General features: G+C 33.8%; 16 protein-coding genes, 1 other RNA gene and 1 pseudogene. 14 read left to right on the top strand and 4 right to left on the bottom strand.

What is annotated here, in order from left to right:
• Nucleotides 1-53: 53 nt before the first annotated feature.
• The 7 genes from DW196_RS02760 (at nucleotide 54) to upp (ending at nucleotide 6085) form a co-directional block, all read left to right on the top strand.
• On the top strand, nucleotides 54-407 hold the full coding sequence (locus DW196_RS02760; protein ID WP_118249926.1) for a prepilin peptidase: 354 nt from the start codon (nucleotides 54-56) through the stop codon (nucleotides 405-407).
• Between the two features lie 127 nt (nucleotides 408-534).
• Entirely contained in the window at nucleotides 535-1131 is a 597-nt protein-coding gene (locus DW196_RS02755; RefSeq protein ID WP_118249924.1) for a thymidine kinase, read from the top strand.
• On the top strand, nucleotides 1124-2194 hold the full coding sequence (gene prfA, locus DW196_RS02750; protein WP_118249922.1) for a peptide chain release factor 1: 1071 nt from the start codon (nucleotides 1124-1126) through the stop codon (nucleotides 2192-2194). The genes DW196_RS02755 and prfA overlap by 8 nt, the downstream gene beginning before the upstream one ends.
• Nucleotides 2187-3026, top strand: a complete 840-nt coding sequence (prmC, locus tag DW196_RS02745; RefSeq protein WP_118249920.1) for a peptide chain release factor N(5)-glutamine methyltransferase — start codon at nucleotides 2187-2189, stop codon at nucleotides 3024-3026. The genes prfA and prmC overlap by 8 nt, the downstream gene beginning before the upstream one ends.
• Nucleotides 3027-3040: 14 nt before the next feature.
• Nucleotides 3041-4078 (top strand): L-threonylcarbamoyladenylate synthase, encoded by a 1038-nt coding sequence (locus DW196_RS02740; protein ID WP_118249918.1) that lies wholly within the window; start codon nucleotides 3041-3043, stop codon nucleotides 4076-4078.
• Between the two features lie 58 nt (nucleotides 4079-4136).
• On the top strand, nucleotides 4137-5375 hold the full coding sequence (gene glyA / locus DW196_RS02735) for a serine hydroxymethyltransferase (RefSeq protein WP_071457219.1): 1239 nt from the start codon (nucleotides 4137-4139) through the stop codon (nucleotides 5373-5375).
• An 80-nt stretch (nucleotides 5376-5455) separates the two neighbouring features.
• Entirely contained in the window at nucleotides 5456-6085 is a 630-nt protein-coding gene (upp, locus tag DW196_RS02730) for a uracil phosphoribosyltransferase (RefSeq protein WP_071457218.1), read from the top strand.
• Nucleotides 6086-6271: 186 nt separating this feature from the next.
• Here upp and DW196_RS02725 read toward each other — a convergent pair.
• Nucleotides 6272-6540: pseudogene (locus DW196_RS02725) on the bottom strand (transposase); the annotation flags it as partial.
• A 364-nt stretch (nucleotides 6541-6904) separates the two neighbouring features.
• Complete coding sequence (locus tag DW196_RS02720; RefSeq protein ID WP_118249916.1) at nucleotides 6905-7516, bottom strand: FMN-dependent NADH-azoreductase; 612 nt, start codon at nucleotides 7514-7516, stop codon at nucleotides 6905-6907.
• 233 nt (nucleotides 7517-7749) lie between these two features.
• Here DW196_RS02720 and DW196_RS02715 point away from each other — a divergent pair, with 233 nt between their 5' ends.
• The 3 genes from DW196_RS02715 to nth all read left to right on the top strand — a co-directional run bounded on the left by DW196_RS02715 (nucleotide 7750) and on the right by nth (nucleotide 10251).
• Complete coding sequence (locus tag DW196_RS02715) at nucleotides 7750-8676, top strand: nitronate monooxygenase (RefSeq protein WP_118249914.1); 927 nt, start codon at nucleotides 7750-7752, stop codon at nucleotides 8674-8676.
• Between the two features lie 199 nt (nucleotides 8677-8875).
• Nucleotides 8876-9580 carry a DnaD domain protein gene (locus DW196_RS02710; RefSeq protein ID WP_071457214.1) on the top strand — a complete coding sequence of 235 codons (705 nt, stop codon included), beginning with the start codon at nucleotides 8876-8878 and terminating at the stop codon, nucleotides 9578-9580.
• Nucleotides 9581-9588: 8 nt separating this feature from the next.
• Nucleotides 9589-10251, top strand: coding sequence for an endonuclease III (nth, locus tag DW196_RS02705; RefSeq protein WP_118249912.1), 663 nt, complete (start codon nucleotides 9589-9591; stop codon nucleotides 10249-10251).
• Between the two features lie 27 nt (nucleotides 10252-10278).
• Here nth and DW196_RS02700 read toward each other — a convergent pair whose 3' ends face one another.
• Both DW196_RS02700 and recU read right to left on the bottom strand, forming a co-directional pair.
• Nucleotides 10279-12555 carry a PBP1A family penicillin-binding protein gene (locus DW196_RS02700; protein WP_118249911.1) on the bottom strand — a complete coding sequence of 759 codons (2277 nt, stop codon included), beginning with the start codon at nucleotides 12553-12555 and terminating at the stop codon, nucleotides 10279-10281.
• Nucleotides 12545-13162: a Holliday junction resolvase RecU gene (recU, locus tag DW196_RS02695; protein WP_084657214.1), complete on the bottom strand. Its 618-nt coding sequence runs from the start codon at nucleotides 13160-13162 to the stop codon at nucleotides 12545-12547. Before recU ends, DW196_RS02700 begins: the two co-directional genes overlap by 11 nt.
• 259 nt (nucleotides 13163-13421) lie before the next feature.
• Here recU and gpsB point away from each other — a divergent pair, with 259 nt between their 5' ends.
• From gpsB to DW196_RS02675, 4 genes are all read left to right on the top strand, one after another.
• Nucleotides 13422-13850 carry a cell division regulator GpsB gene (gene gpsB / locus DW196_RS02690; RefSeq protein WP_071457211.1) on the top strand — a complete coding sequence of 143 codons (429 nt, stop codon included), beginning with the start codon at nucleotides 13422-13424 and terminating at the stop codon, nucleotides 13848-13850.
• Nucleotides 13851-13868: 18 nt separating this feature from the next.
• An RNA gene (gene rnpB, locus DW196_RS02685) (RNase P RNA component class B) lies at nucleotides 13869-14241 on the top strand.
• Between the two features lie 75 nt (nucleotides 14242-14316).
• Nucleotides 14317-15474: a class I SAM-dependent RNA methyltransferase gene (locus DW196_RS02680; protein ID WP_118250208.1), complete on the top strand. Its 1158-nt coding sequence runs from the start codon at nucleotides 14317-14319 to the stop codon at nucleotides 15472-15474.
• Between the two features lies 1 nt (nucleotide 15475).
• Complete coding sequence (locus tag DW196_RS02675; protein ID WP_118249909.1) at nucleotides 15476-16978, top strand: carboxypeptidase M32; 1503 nt, start codon at nucleotides 15476-15478, stop codon at nucleotides 16976-16978.
• Nucleotides 16979-17053 lie beyond the last annotated feature (75 nt).

The raw sequence follows: 17053 nt of genomic DNA, 5'->3' as shown, positions 1-17053 counted from the left end.
AAGGCTCTTTTTCCTTTTTTACGAATATAGTATTAAAGGAAGGTGTGACTTATATGTTGAATGGTTATATTTTATTATTTTTCCTTGGAGGCAGTTTGGCTTCTTTTTTTGTTTTAGTTGGTCAACGCACAAGAAATGGTCAGTCAATTGTACTACCAAAATCACATTGCAGTATTTGCAAGCATGAACTGTCATGGTATGAACTGGTTCCTGTTTTTTCTTTTTTATTTTTAAGAGGAAAATGTTTGTTTTGTTTTTCAACAATTCCAAGGCAAAGTATGTATTTGGAAGTTGTTTCAGGATTATTATTTATTTTATTATATTGTTTGTTGGAAAGTTTGAGTCTATTTATTGGTTTAAATGTGTTATGGTTTATAAGTGTCATAGTGATTAATTACAAAATATAAAACGGAGCCCTTAATATAATCTTAGTGAAAAAATCCAATAATAATAGTAAAAAAACAGTCGATTTGATGATTTTTTTCGAAAATTACAGTATACTATCATAGGATAAACTAAGGAGAGTATGATGAAATGGCTCAATTATTTTTTAAATACGGTGCAATGAATAGTGGGAAAACGATTGAAATTTTAAAAGTCGCTCACAATTATGAAGAACAAAATAAACCAGTCGTGTTGATGACAAGTGGACTAGATACAAGAGATGAAATAGGTATCGTTTCAAGTCGTATAGGATTACGTCGTGAGGCTATCCCCATTTTTCATGATACAAATATTTATGACACAGTGAGTGAGATGGCTAACAAACCATACTGTATATTGGTTGATGAATCACAATTTCTTGAACAAGCTCATGTGGTACAATTTGCTAGAATTGTGGATGAACTTGATATTCCTGTGATGGCATTTGGCTTAAAAAATGATTTTAAAAATGAGTTATTCGAAGGCTCTAAATATTTATTATTATATGCAGATAAAATTGAGGAATTAAAAACGATTTGTTGGTTTTGTCATAAAAAAGCTACAATGAATCTAAGAATGGATAATAATAAACCTGTTTATACAGGTGAACAAATTCAAATAGGTGGCAATGAAGCTTACTACCCAGTTTGTCGTAAGCATTATGTGAATCCACCACTGTCAAATCGAAAGGATGAAGAAAATGTTTGATCAATTACAAGCGATAGAAGACCGTTATGAAGAATTAGCGGAATTACTAAGTGACCCAGATGTCGTAAGTGACACGAAGCGTTTTATGGAGCTATCAAAAGAAGAAGCAGGAACACGTGAAACAGTTGACGTGTACCGTCGATACAAAGAAGTCACTCAAGGCATTTCAGATACGGAAGAGTTATTAGGTGAAAAACTTGATGATGAGATGCAAGAGATGGCTAAAGAAGAGTTATCTGAATTAAAAACTGAAAAAGAAGAATTAGAAGAACGTATTAAAATTCTTTTATTACCTAAAGACCCGAATGATGATAAAAATATTATCTTGGAGATCCGTGGTGCAGCAGGTGGAGACGAAGCCGCATTATTTGCTGGCGATTTATTTGAGATGTATCAAAGTTATTCACAAAATCAAGGTTGGACGTTTGAAGTCATGGATGCCAACATCACTGATATTGGTGGATATAAAGAAGTCACTGTGATGATTACAGGAGACAGTGTCTTTTCAAAACTAAAATATGAAAGTGGCGCGCATCGTGTGCAACGTGTTCCATCAACTGAATCTCAAGGTCGTGTTCACACTTCAACAGCAACAGTCGTTGTCTTACCTGAAGCAGAAGAAGTTGAGTTAGAATTAGAAGACAAAGACATTCGTGTGGATATTTATCATGCAAGTGGAGCCGGTGGACAGCACGTCAATAAAACTGCCTCTGCCGTTCGTTTGACACATATTCCAACAGGGATTGTTGTAGCCATGCAGGATGAGCGTTCTCAGTTGAAAAATAGAGAAAAAGCGATGAAAGTGTTGCGTGCTAGAGTATATGATCAATTGCAACAAGAAAGCCGTAATGAATACGATGCTAACCGTAAGTCAGCTGTTGGTACGGGAGATCGTTCTGAGCGTATTCGTACATATAACTTCCCACAAAATCGTGTGACGGATCATAGAATTGGTTTGACCATTCAAAAATTAGACCAAATCTTAGCCGGAAAATTAGATGAAATTGTGGATGCATTGATTATTTATGATCAAACAGCTCAATTGGAGAAATTAAATGGATAAACCTGTTACATATTTTGAAGTCCTGAAATGGGCTTCTTCTTTTTTAGAAGAGCATAATAAAGAAACGGCGATTGCTGAATACCTATTGTTAGAATATAATAACTGGAATAAGACAAACCTCTTACTGCATTTTAATAAAGAAGTACCTAGAGAGATAGTTAATCGATTAAAAACTGATTTAGTTAAGGTGAGTGAAAATTATCCGCCACAATACTTAATTGGCTCTTGTGAATTCTATGGTGAACGTTTTGTTGTGTCAGAAGATACGTTGATTCCAAGACCTGAAACAGAAGAACTTGTTGAACTGTGTTTAACAGAAAATGATTTAACTAAAAAATCAGTTGTTGATATTGGTACTGGTACAGGTGTTATTGCGGTTTCTCTGAAAAAAAATCGTCCTAATTGGGATGTATCAGCCGTTGATTTATCATCAAGTGCTTTAGAAATTGCAAAGGAAAACGCGTTACAACTAGATACATCAATTGATTTTTATTTAGGGGATGCTTTAGAACCAGTCATGGATGAAACGTTTGATATTATCATCTCAAATCCACCTTATATAGGAGAAGAAGAGTGGCCAGAGATGGACGAATCTGTTAGAATCCATGAACCTAAAATGGCCTTATTTGCTGATAATAAAGGATTAGCGATTTATGAAAAAATAGCTAAGGAAGCAACAAAGGTATTAAATGAAAAGGGCAAGATTTATTTAGAAATTGGCTACACACAAGGAATGAATGTTGTACGTATTTTCGAAGAATACTTTCCACAAAAAGTCGTAGAAGTAGTAAAAGATATGTCTGGTCATGATCGAATGATTAAAGTTTATTAAAAGGAAGTGTAGGGATGAAGACAAAAATCTATCATCAAGAAGACATTAAACAAGCAGCACGCGTCATAAAACAAGGTGGTTTAGTGTCGTTTCCAACAGAAACAGTATATGGTTTGGGGGCAGATGCGACAAATAGTGAAGCGGTAAAAAAAGTCTATGAAGCAAAGGGCCGTCCTAGCGATAACCCATTAATCGTCCATGTTGCTTCAAAAGAAATGGTTACACAATTTGTGAGTGGCATTTCTGAGAAGGCAAATCAATTGATGGAAACTTTTTGGCCAGGACCTTTAACACTTATCCTACCGTTAGCTGAGGAAGCAAATCTGTCGATTAGTATGACAGACCAATTGGAAACAGCAGCATTTAGAATGCCAAATAATTCTTTAACATTATCATTAATTCGTGAATCTAATCTGCCACTTGTTGGTCCAAGTGCTAATACATCAGGCAAACCATCCCCTACAACAGCTACACATGTGTTCAATGATTTAAATGGAAAAATTGAAGCCATATTAGATGACGGAGAATGTGAAGTAGGGATTGAATCAACAGTTATAGACATGAGTCAGCCAGATAAACCAACGATATTAAGACCTGGAGCTATCACAAAAGAAGAGATTGAAAAAATAATCGGAGCAGTATTTATTGATACGCATCTTGTAGATGATAAACAAGCACCAAAATCTCCCGGAATGAAGTATAAGCACTATTCACCTGACGCTGAGGTAATTATTCTTGATGGATCAATTAATGACTGGAGACACGCGATTAACTACTATAAAACGCAACAAAAAAAAGTGGCGATTTTGTCAAGTCAAGCTATCTATGATGAATTAGATGATTATTCGGTATTTGCTCATTATATTTTATCTGAAAATAAAGACGTGAAATCAGCTATGCATCATTTGTTTAGCGGGTTAAGACAGTTAGATACTGATTTGTTGGGACATAATGGTGTTATTCTAGCTGAAGGATATGATGAAACAAGCGAAAATATGGGATACATGAATCGGTTAAAAAAAGCAGCAAATCAAACATTTTTTAGAAAATAAATAGTAATTATAAAGAAATATGGTACAATGGTATAAAAAATCGGGAGTGTGTTTGCATATGGATTATAAAAAAGAAGATGCTGTTTTATGGGATGCAATTGCTAATGAAAAACAAAGACAACAAGAAACAATTGAATTAATTGCTTCAGAGAATTTTGTATCAGAAGCTGTTATGGCAGCTCAAGGAAGTGTGTTAACAAACAAATATGCTGAAGGGTATCCTGGACGCAGATATTATGGTGGCTGTGAGTTTGTTGATGTAGTAGAAAATTTAGCAATTGATCGTGCGAAAGATTTATTCCAAGCAGATTTTGCTAACGTTCAAGCTCATTCAGGCTCACAAGCTAATACGGCAGCTTATTTATCATTAGTTGAAGAAGGCGACACAGTGATGGGGATGGACCTAACAGCAGGTGGCCATTTAACTCATGGGTCTCCAGTAAACTTTAGTGGTAAAACATATAACTTTGTGTCATATGGCGTAGACCCAGTGACAGAAGTCATTGATTACGAAGTTGTAAATATACTTGCAAGAAAACATCAGCCAAAATTAATAGTGGCCGGAGCGAGTGCTTATTCACGTGATATTGATTTCAAGAAATTTAGAGAAATCGCTGATGGTGTTGGAGCAAAATTAATGGTCGATATGGCTCATATAGCAGGTCTTGTGGCAACAGGTTTACACCAAAATCCAGTTCCGTATGCAGATGTTGTAACATCGACAACACACAAAACATTACGTGGGCCAAGAGGTGGTCTTATTTTAACAAACTCACCTGAATTGGCTAAAAAAATCAATAGTGCTATTTTCCCTGGTATTCAAGGGGGACCTTTAGAGCATGTGATTGCAGCCAAAGCTGTGGCTTTTAGAGAAGCATTATTACCTGAATTTAAAGACTATAGTAAACAAGTACTAGCAAACGCTAAAGCAATGGCTAGAGTAATCAATCGAACACCAGGATCTCGATTAATTAGTGGTGATACAGATAATCATTTATTATTAATTGATGTAACTGGTTTTGGATTGACTGGTAAAGAAGCAGAAGCTATTTTAGATAGTGTTCACATCACTGTCAATAAAAATACGATTCCATTTGAAAGCCAAAGTCCATTTGTGACAAGTGGTATTCGTATTGGAACACCAGCGATTACAACACGTGGATTTAAAGAAGATGATGCAACAAAAGTCGCTGAATTAATTGTTGAAGCACTAACATATCACGAAGAAGAAAGTGTTTTAGAAAAAGTCAGAAAAGAAGTAGTAGAGCTATTAAAGAGCCATCCACTTTATAAATAAAATTTTTAGGTAATTGACTAGTCAATTACCTTTTTTTCGGCTACAATAGATAAGAATAAAATTTAAAGGAGAATCGTATTATGGGAAAATTTCAAGTGATAGATCATCCGTTAATTCAACACAAATTAACAATTATCAGAGAGAAAAATTGTGGAACAAAGGTTTTTAGAGAAGTTGTTGATGAGATTGCTATGCTAATGGCTTACGAGGTATCTCGCGATATGCCTTTAGAAGATATTGAAATTGAAACACCAATGGGAACGTCAGTACAAAAAACGTTAACAGGTAAGAAAGTAGCGATTATCCCAATATTAAGAGCAGGAATTGGTATGGTTGATGGTATGTTAGAATTAATACCTGCAGCAAAAGTTGGACACGTTGGTTTGTATCGTGACCATGATACACTAGAACCAGTTGAATATTTTGTAAAATTACCAGCAGATATTGCTGATAGACAATTATTTGTAGTTGATCCAATGTTAGCAACAGGTGGGTCAGCAATTATGGCAATAGACTTATTAAAACGTCGCGGCGCAACAAACATTAAATTTGTATGTTTAGTAGCTGCTCCTGAAGGGGTAAAAGCTTTACAAGAAGCTCATCCTGATGTAGATATCTACACAGCAGGTTTAGATGAAAAATTAAATGACGAAGGTTATATCGTACCTGGGTTAGGTGACGCTGGTGACCGTTTATTTGGAACAAAATAATAAGATTCAAAAGAGATCAGACTACATATTCTGGTCTCTTTCTTTGTGAAAAAATCTCTTTTTTCGATTGTCAATAGGAAAAACCTATTAAAATAACTATTAGATTCCATAATATTCTATAACTTTTAATCGGTTGGTAGCGTCAAGAATTTTGTGTAAACGGAAAATCCATTCTATTATTTTAAATTAAAATATTAATTCTAACGTATCTTGAATTTCCTTAAATTTTTTACGGACTCTACCTGAAAATTTTTGGGTATATTCAATGAACTGAGAAACTAGGAATCTTTTCAGAGATTCCTTATTAGGGACTTGTTCTTTTCTCTTTGTATATTTTTAATTGCTTATTAAATTCCTCAATTAAACTAGTTGAGTAGATGGTCTTTCTGAATTTATAAAAAGTTAATAATAGAAGGATTTATGAATAATTTAGTGACTTGTAGATACTGTTTTTTTCATTTTTAGCTCTTTATCAAGATTTGGCGAAACAATTGGATTAAGTTTATTATTCCTTTTTGGTGCAGTTGCTTGTTTCTTTTTTATCTATGCTGGAAATGTCCAAAGTAGTTATAATTTTTTATTAGATAATGTTTTAGAAGTACATGTGCCATATGAAGAGTACAAACGTTATCAATTTTTCCAAAAATTTGAGTCTTTCTATTGGATGATTATTCTATTAATCTTTTTTGGATGGGGAATTTTCTTCGATGGATGGGATATCTGTTGGAAAGTGTTTCTAATTGGTGGAGTTTTGCAAGACACATTAAGTAAACGATCATAAAAAAGGTAGGATCACAATGTAGTGATTCTACCTTTTTTTTAAAATTGTTTTGCTAATTCTTTTGTTTCTTCCATAATTCCTTGAAGAATCTCATCTGCTTTTTCTGGTTGATAATCAAGACCTTCAATAATAATCGTATCTGTTTCTTCAACCCCTATAAAGTTGAAAATTTCTTTAACAAATTTTGATGAAGTATCTTCACCAGCATGAATGCCACCACTAGCTTGGATGTGTAACATTTTTTTACCTGGAGCTAAAGGCATTTTACCATTTTCGGTGTATTTAAATGTTTTTCCAGCGACAACAATCGTATCAATCCATGCTTTTAGTCTTGTTGGGATATTTAGATTCCATAAAGGATTAGCAATGATAATTTTATCAGAGTTCAGAAATTGTTCAGTCAGTTCAGAAAATCGTTCGATTTTTTTTGCTTGAACCTTATTAATTTCTTTACCATCTTTTAAATTAGCCCAACCTGTTAAAATATCTTTATCGATTTCAGGAATATGATTTTCATACACATCTAATACTTCGACTGTGTCATTTGGATGACTTTCTTCATAAGATGTTAAGAAGGCATCAAGTACAGTAAGAGTACGTGATTCATTTTTTGTTAGTGGATGAGCTTTAATAACTAATACGTTTGACATAATTTTTCCTCTATTCATTTATATTTTACTTATTATTTATCAGTAATTATTAATATAAAGGATTTTGTGAAAAATATCAAAGTTTTTTAAAAGAAGTATAAGTAAATGTCACACACCTATTATTTAAAGTTATAGGAGACTTAAGAAAAAGTTGTTTGAAATCGTTATCAATAACGAGTACTATTAATTTAAGTAAAAGACTCACAAACTATTTGAGTAGAAAGAGGATAGATATGACATTAATTAATGAGTTATTAGGAATAAAGTATCCACTGATTCAGGGTGCTATGGCAAAAATATCGACATCAGAGCTAGTTAGTGCGGTTTCAGAAGCTGGTGGTTTAGGTGTTATAGCTTCAGGTGGTATGACAACAGATCAAGTAAGAGATGAGATTCGCAAAACAAAACAATTCACAGATAAACCTTTTGCGGTGAATGTGATGTTGATGATGGAAAATCGTGATGAGATTATTGATGTTGTTATTGAAGAAGGTGTTAAAATTATTACGTCAGGAGCAGGAACGCCAAAACCTTATATGAAACGTCTAAAAGAAAATGATGTGATTGTAATGCCGGTTGTTCCTAATGTCAAAATAGCATTAAAAATGCAAGATTTAGGAGCAGATGCAGTGATTGTTGAAGGGATGGAAGCAGGAGGACATATTGGTGAAGTTTGTACGATGCCATTAGTAGCCGCTGCAACTAAGGCTTTAAGTATTCCAGTCATTGCTGCAGGTGGATTATCAGATGGTCGTTCATTAGCCGCAGCATTAGCTTTAGGCGCAAAAGGGGTACAGATGGGGACAGTGTACCTGTCTACTGAAGAATGTCCAGTGTCGGCTCCTTATAAACAAGAAATTATTAATGGAAATGAAACATCAACTGTTGTAACAGGACGTAATAATGGGGCACCTGTTAGAAATATTAGAAACGTAATGACAACTAAGTATTTGGAATTAGAGCGACAAGATGTCTCAAGAGAAGAACTTGAAGAGCTGACGATTGGCTCATTATGTCGAGCGGTAAAAGAGGGAGACATGGTTAATGGTTCAGTTATGGCTGGTCAAATCATTGGAACAATCAATGAGATAAAAACAGTTCAACAGCTTCATGATGAAATTATCCAACAATACAGAGTGTTGACATTGCCCAAAATTTAAAAAAGACAGCGTGCTATCGTTGTCTTTTTTTCTTGATTTGAAGTATACGTTTATTTAGTATGAGATGCTTTAAATAATGAATGCATATATTTGTAAGTTTAATCACTTCTATATAGCTTGCAAGAATCGTTTTAGATATGAGCCAGTGTTCTGTTTTTTTATTTATATTTTGTTATACTTTATAAGAAGGGGTGAGAAAATGATACCACTAAATATTTATTTGCAAAATGGCACAACATCAGTATCTAATTTACTATTTAGATACTATAAAAAGATTGGAATGACAGATACTGAATTAGTTTTTTACTTACAATTATTACAGTATCAAGATTCAGGAGATTATTTTCCAGATATGGATATGATTACTAAACGTATGGATATGTCTTTAGATGGTGGATACCATATTATTCAAGAACTTATGACAAAAGGTATTTTATCCATTGAAACAAAACGAAATAAGTTTGGTAAAACAGAAGATAAATATGATCTAACACGTGTTTACCAGAAAATTGAATTGGTACTTGAACAAGAACAAGAGATAAAAATGGAACAATTAGAAGAAAATAAACGAGTTGAGTTATTTAATAAATTTGAACAAGAGTTTGGCCGTTCTTTATCACCAATTGAATTTGAAACGGTTCAACAGTGGTTAGATAATGATAACTATTCAATAGACTTAATTGAACTAGCTTTACGTGAAGCTATTTTAAACCAAGCTTATAGTTTAAAATATATGGATAGAATATTGCTTAATTGGGAGAGAAAGAATTTAACATCCAAGCAAGCTATTCAAAGTGACCAAAAGCAACGTCTTAAAGAAATAGATGATAAAAATATAATTGACACGGAAGAAACATTACCAAAAGTACCAATGTATAATTGGCTAAATCCTGGTGATAAATAGGAGAGCTTATGTTATCAAAAAAACGGACGATAGAAGCAATTGATCTAATGAAAGAACTGTATCCTAATGCTAGAGGTGAGTTGAATTATGATACTCCATTTCAATATTTAATTGCGGTTATATTGAGTGCACAAGCGACAGATATCTCGGTTAATAAGGCAACACCATTATTATTTGAAGCTTATCCAACTGCTGAAAAATTAGCCCAAGCTTCTTTAGAAGACGTGATGATGCGGATTAAGACGATAGGATTGTATAAAACAAAAGCAAAGAACATTATTAAAGCGTCTCAAATGCTAGTTGAAACCTTTAATGGCGAAGTGCCAAAAACAAAAAAAGAACTAGAAAGCTTACCAGGTGTGGGAAGAAAAACGGCGAATGTTGTAGCAGGAGATTTGTTTAATGTTCCATCAATTGCTGTAGACACACATGTAGAGCGAGTGAGCAAAAGGCTTAGAATATGTAAACAATCAGCTACTGTCACTGAAGTAGAAGATACGCTTATGAAGAAAATACCAGAAGAACGATGGGTCGATACGCATCACACGATGATATTATTTGGAAGGTATCAATGTACGGCTCGCAACCCCAAATGTGAGGGATGCTTATTACTTGATCTGTGTGCTGAAGGTCAAAAAAATATCAATATAAAAAAGAAAAACAAGGAATGACGAAATGTCTTTCCTTGTTTCTTTAATTTAATCTTTTTTTGTATCATTATTGCGAGGTTTGTTCTCTTGTGTTGGAGAGTTATTATTTCCTTGATTTGTTTGGTTATTACTGTTATTCCCAAGGTTTGTTTGCTCGTTATTATTACTACTTTGATTTGTTTGACTATTATTTGTGTCAGGTTTTTTTTCTTCAACCGATGTTTCTTTTGAAGTTTCTGTATGAGTGTCTTCTTTTGTTTCTTCTTTGCTTTCAGAATGAGGAGTAACTGTTTGTTTTTCTGTTTCATAATAATACGTTGTGTTATCCGATTTAGGGCTATTGTATAAAGATTGTGTTTGCTTAGTATGCCCTTTTATGTAGACTTCATTTCCAACACGAACGACATTAGATGGTTGTTTCCAATCAGTGGGCTCAATATTTTGGTAGAGATACATCATAAACGACCGATAAATATCCATGGCGAGTTGCTGATTGTACAATGTAATTGGTTGGAAATAGTCATCGTAACCTGTCCAAACAGCTAAAGAATACTTAGGAGTATACCCAACAAATGTAATATCCGGGCTTCCTTCTCCTTTAACTTTACCTAAAACATCATCGTCATAATTACTAGTACCAGTTTTACCAGCTTGAACAATACCATCAATTTGAGCCTGATTTCCAGTTCCTCGATTAATTACATCTTTTAGCATATCTGTTACAATAAATGCGGTTGATTCTTTCATCGCTCGTTTTCCTTGTGATTCAAAGCTTTCCTCTGTCCCGTCAGAATAAACGACTTTATTAACATAACTTGGTTCATAATAGATTCCACCATTAGCGAACGCTGCATATGCTGCAGCTAATTTTTCAGAAGAAGATTCAAATCCGATTGCAGTTCCCTCATAGACATTATTATCTAAACCAAGTTTTGAAATAAACTCTTTTGATTTATCATCTCCGATTTCTTTTAGAGCTTTTAATGCAGGAATATTTCTAGAGTCAACTAACGACTCACGCATTGTCAAGTTCCCACGATAAGATCGATCATAGTCGTAAACGGGAGTTCCATCTTCATACTTATATGGCATGTCTGCGTATATTTGTCCGGAACCATAGTTTAAGTCTTCTATGGTTGGAGCATATGCAACTAATGGCTTGGCAGTTGATCCAATATTTCGTTTAGCTGTCACGGCTTTATTATCATTCATTGCACCGTCACCAACATTACGACCACCTATCTGAGCACGGACATCGCCATTTTTTACATCAATTAATGTTGCAGTTGCTTGGAATTTTTCATCTGGAAAAGCAATAGAAGAGTTTTCGCTATTAATAAGATTATATAAGTATGTTTGTGCTGCCAAATCCATGTTAGTATAGATATCTAAACCATCTGTATAAACATTTTTCTTCGTTTTCTTTTGTACTTCATCAATAACTTGCTTCACATAATTATCTGTTACAACTTGTGTGGTTGAGTCTTCTTTTAATGAAATTAAGCCATCTTCAATTTTTGTATTTTTCGCTTCATCGTAATCTTTTTTTGAAATCACTTTGTCTTTATACATCTCACTAAGAACAAGATTTCTTCTTGTAGTGGCTAAATCAGGGTGAGTATATGGATCATAATCAATTGGAGCTTGTGGCATACCAGCTAATAGCGCATATTGAGCTAAAGAGAGATCACCTAGATTTTTACCAAAGTAAGTTTCGGCAGCTGTTTGCATACCATATATACCGTTTGCCATGTAAACACGATTTATATAATATGTAAGGATTTCGTCTTTTGATTTTTTACGCTCCAGTTCAACTGATAACCAAGCTTCTTGAGCTTTACGCTTAATGGTTTGATCTTCTTTTTTAGTCGAGAAAAATGATAATTTTATTAACTGCTGAGTTAAGGTACTACCACCTTGTCTACTCGTTCCTTTAATATTTGAAATAGCTGCTCCAACAATACGTATCGGATCAATACCAGCATGCTTTTCAAATCGTTTATCTTCAATTGAGATGATTGCTTGTTTTAGCGTTGGTGGAATTTGATTAGGTTCAATGGTTTCACGCTTCTTTTCCCCAATTTCTAAAATCATTTCCCCATTTGAGGCATAAATTTTCGACGAGCGAGTATCCTCTAATTTTTTATAATCAAGTGTTGGAGCATCTTTTGCGTAATAAAAGAAAAGACCAGCTCCACCAATTAAAGGTATTATGATTAGTGAGAGAATGACAGTTAGGGTAATTAACACCACTTTTTTTGTATTATGTTTTTTTTGTTTTGATGATTTATTAGGGTGTTTTGTCCCAATCGAACTATTTTTCATAAACAGAATCTCCTTTTAATATATAATGATCAATAACTGTCAGGTATGGAATAATAGGAGCGATTCCTAATTCTAATTCATACCCAACCTTTTCTATCACTTTCAATGGAATAGATTTTCGTTTGTTCTCTTTGCTTTCCCAGTATTCAATGACATGTTTAGCTGGGAGAAAAAAACACCTTTGTAAAGTGGAAAACCATATTAGTACAAAGACAACTCCCTGCTGGTTAAGACATTGTTTCATATGTTTTATTTGATGATCATGAAAATTATGAAGTGGAAAAGACGTTTTATTCTTTGTTTCTTTCGCTTCAAAGTCGATGTAGTGACCCTTATAAAGGCCATTATAATCAGTTGTAGAAGCTTCTCTAAAGTAAGCTTCAGTTATAACAGCAGCACTCCTTTTTGGATAATTAACATGAACAATTTGAACAGGGGTTGGTTTCTTATGAACAATGGCCATTTCTTTAGATAGGTAATACTCGTTACTTTGATTGATGTAATCTTCAAAAGACATCCCACGATTTGAAAAAGATGGTTGTTTTGTTTTAGTAACGAATTCTTTTTTTAAATGTTTAGACATACCATTAGGGTAATTAATAGTCAAAATACCACACTCCTTCTTTTATTATATCAAACCTTGAAATACAATGAAAAGAAAAAAAGAATAAACTTAAGCTAATGTATAGGAAATTACTAAAAATTTTAATTTTTTCATTAAAAGTGTTGTGTTATAGTAGAAAACTGATTATAGTATAATATGCAGTGTAGCGTATTTTCTAAGAAGTTTATCAGATTGATGTTACATATAGTACTTAAAAGATAACATGTTTAAAAATAATGAAATTTATAATGAGGTGTAATAATTGACTAAATTAAATTTATCAGCAAGAGATATTTTACAAAAAGAATTTAAATCAAAAGTACGTGGCTATGATCCAGTGGAAGTAGATGAGTTTTTAGATACCATTATTAAAGATTATGAAACATATAATCAAGAATTATTAGCTTTAAGAGAAGAAAATCATCGATTAGTTAATAAAGTGGATCAATTAACTCAAAGTCAAGCGACTCTTTCTCGTATGAAACAAGAAGTACCTAATCCAACTTCTGTGACTAACTTTGATATATTAAAACGTTTATCAAACTTAGAAAAAGAAGTCTTTGGTAAAAAATTAGAGGAATCATCGGGTTCTGTAAAAATTGATGTAAGTGAAAAAGCTCGTGCATCATTGTCTTCAGCAGCTGAAAAAGTATTAAATAATGATGATTTGGGAGCGACTCGTCGTTTTTAATTAAATATTTAATTTGTAATTTTCGGATAATCGCAGTTTACGTTAAGTAAGGTGAGGAAAGTCCATGCTCGCACAAACTGAGATGTTTGTAGTGTTCGTGCTTAATGAAACCATAAATTAAGGTACTTCTTTTTTAGAGGTAACGGCAGGAAAAATAGCTAAGGCTTTTGCTATGTTAGAGTATCCTTGAAAGTGCCACAGTGACGAAGTGATTTTAGAAATAAAATCAGTGGAACGGGTAAACCCCTCGAGCGAGCAACCCAAACAATGGTAGGGGCACCTGTCCCAAGGAAATGAACTTAGGGATGGGACAGAAAAATTTCTGTAGACAGATGATTATCGTTGATTAGTGTTACCTGGCAGTAATCAATACAGAACATGGCTTATAGAAGATTACAACATCAGGTTGCCTTCCAGTTTGATGGAAGGCTTTTTTTCTAAAATAAAGTTAATTGGGGTTACAAACATGACAGAATATAAATTAATAGCAACAGCAGCTAGTGGTATTGAAGCACTTGTTGGACGAGAACTAAGAGATATGGGAATTGAATGTGAAGTAGAAAATGGTAAAGCTATTTTTTATGGAGATATTGAAACCATTGGACGAGCTAACTTATGGCTTAGAACAGCAGATAGAATCAAAATAGTTGTTGGTGAATTTGAAGCAAAAACGTTTGAATCGTTATTTGATAAAGTTAAAGCATTGCCTTGGGAAGATTTTTTACCAATGGATGCTAACTTTCCAGTATCAGGAAAATCAATTAAATCAACGTTATTTAGTGTGTCTGATTGCCAAGCTTTGACAAAAAAAGCAATTGTTAATCGTTTGAGTGAATACTATTCAAGATATGGTCGCTTACCAGAAACAGGCGCACAATTTCCAATTGAAGTGGCATTGTTAAAAGATAAAGTAACGTTAACAATTGATACAACAGGACCAAGTTTATTTAAGAGAGGGTACCGTTTGGAAAAAGGTGGCGCACCTTTAAAAGAAAATATGGCAGCAGCTATTATTTCTTTAACAACGTGGCGTAAAGATAGACCTTTCTATGATCCAGTTTGTGGGTCTGGAACCTTTTGTATTGAAGCTGCGTTGATTGGTCGAAACATGGCACCAGGATTTAATCGTGAGTTTTTATTTGAATCATGGCCTTGGGTTAATGATTCAGTGATGGAAACATTACGAGCTGAAGCTGACGCTCAAGTTGATTATGAAACAGAGTTAGATATTTTGGGAACAGATATTGACCCTAAGATGATTGAAATTGCAAAGAAAAATGCAGAAGAAATTGGTTTAGGAGAAGATATTACATTTAAACAAATGCAATTAAGTGACTTTACGACGGATAAAGAGTACGGTGTGATTGTCGCTAATCCACCATATGGTGAACGTTTAGGTGAAGAAGGTGCTGTAAGAGAATTATATAAACAAATGGGGGATGTTTATCGTCCACTTAAGACTTGGAGTAAATATATCTTAACAAGTGATTTACAATTTGAAAGTTTTTACGGAGCAAAAGCGACGAAGAAACGTAAATTGTATAACGGGGCACTTAGAACAGATTTATTCCAGTATTGGGGAACTCGTCCACCAAGAAAGCCAAAAACTGAAGGAGCAAACTAATATGAGTCAAGAACAAGAATTTTTAGCTTATTTGAAAGAAATTGCACTATTAAATGAAGCAGTCGGCCTAGCTGAATGGGATAGTCAAACTGGTATGCCAGAAAAGGGTGCTGAATATAGAGCTGAAATGTCTAGTTATTTAGCTGGTATAGCCTTTGATAAATCGACAAATGAAACAATGAGAAAATATATGGAATATTTTTCAGATCATCCAGAAGAATTATCTGACTTTGGGAAACAAGTATTTAAGAAAACTAAAGAAAACTATGATTTAAACAACAATATTCCAGCTGATCGCTTTCAAGAGTTTTCTCGCTTATTATCCAATGCTCATAGTGTATGGGTAACAGCTCGTGAGAAACAAGATTTTTCAATTTTCGAGCCAATTTTAACCGACATTGTAGCCATGACGAAAGAATTCATTCCATTGTGGCGTAAAAATGAAGCCACAGACTACGATGTTTTACTAAATCAATACGAACCTGGTATTACAGTTGAAGTGTTAGATAATGTTTTTGATCAAGTAAAAGAAGGTATCATGTCTATTCGCAAAGAATTAGAAGAAAAAGGGACAGCACCTAATACGGATTTTATTAACCGTACCGTACCAAAAGAAATTCAAAAAGAGTTTGTGACACAAGTTGTGGAACAATTAGGCTATGATTTTTCTAGAGGTCGTTTAGATGATACTGTTCACCCCTTTATGTTAAACCTGAACCGTAATGATGCACGTATTACAACACGTTGGGATGACAATGACTTTATTATGGCAACTTTAGGTGTGATACATGAAGCAGGTCATGGGATGTATGAACAAAATGTTGATGCCAAATTTGACTACACACCACTTGCAGGTGGAACCTCGATGGGAATTCATGAGTCACAATCATTGTTTAATGAGATCATCGTTGGGGGAAGCCAAGCATTTTGGTACAAACAATTTGAGTTATTAAAACAATTAACAGGTGACACATTTGCTGATATTTCAACAGAAGATTTTTACAAAGGATTGAAATTAACGCAACCAAGTTTAGTGAGAATTGAGTCAGATTCACTCACTTACCCACTTCATATTATTATTCGCTATGAAATTGAAAAAATGCTTTTCAATGGCGACTTAGAAGTGAAAGATTTGCCAAAAGTTTGGAATGATAAATACGAAGAGTATTTAGGTATTCGTCCTGAAAATGATACAGAAGGTGTGTTACAAGATGTTCATTGGTCAGGTGGTAGTTTTGGTTACTTCCCATCATATGCTCTAGGTTACATGTATGCAGCTCAATTGTATCATGCAATGAACCAAGATTTTAATGTGGAAGAAGTTTTAGCAAGTGATGATTATTCATCAATTAGAGAGTGGTTAACTGAACGTATCCATCAATATGGTAGTTCTAAAAAACCAAACGAATTAATCGTTGGTGCAACAGGTGAAGAATTAAATCCTCAATATTTAATTGATTACATGCGTGATTTATACTTTAATGTATATGATGTAAAAGCTTAAATTATAAAAAGTTACAGATGATTCTGTAACTTTTTTTGTTGAGAAAGTATATGGCAAAGGGTACAATAGGGCAAT

This window comes from Vagococcus sp. AM17-17, from assembly GCF_003471765.1.
GTDB classification, from domain to species: Bacteria; Bacillota; Bacilli; order Lactobacillales; family Vagococcaceae; genus Vagococcus; species Vagococcus teuberi.
The sequence above is the reverse complement of the archived record's forward strand: the minus strand, read 5'-3'. Positions and strand labels throughout refer to the sequence as shown.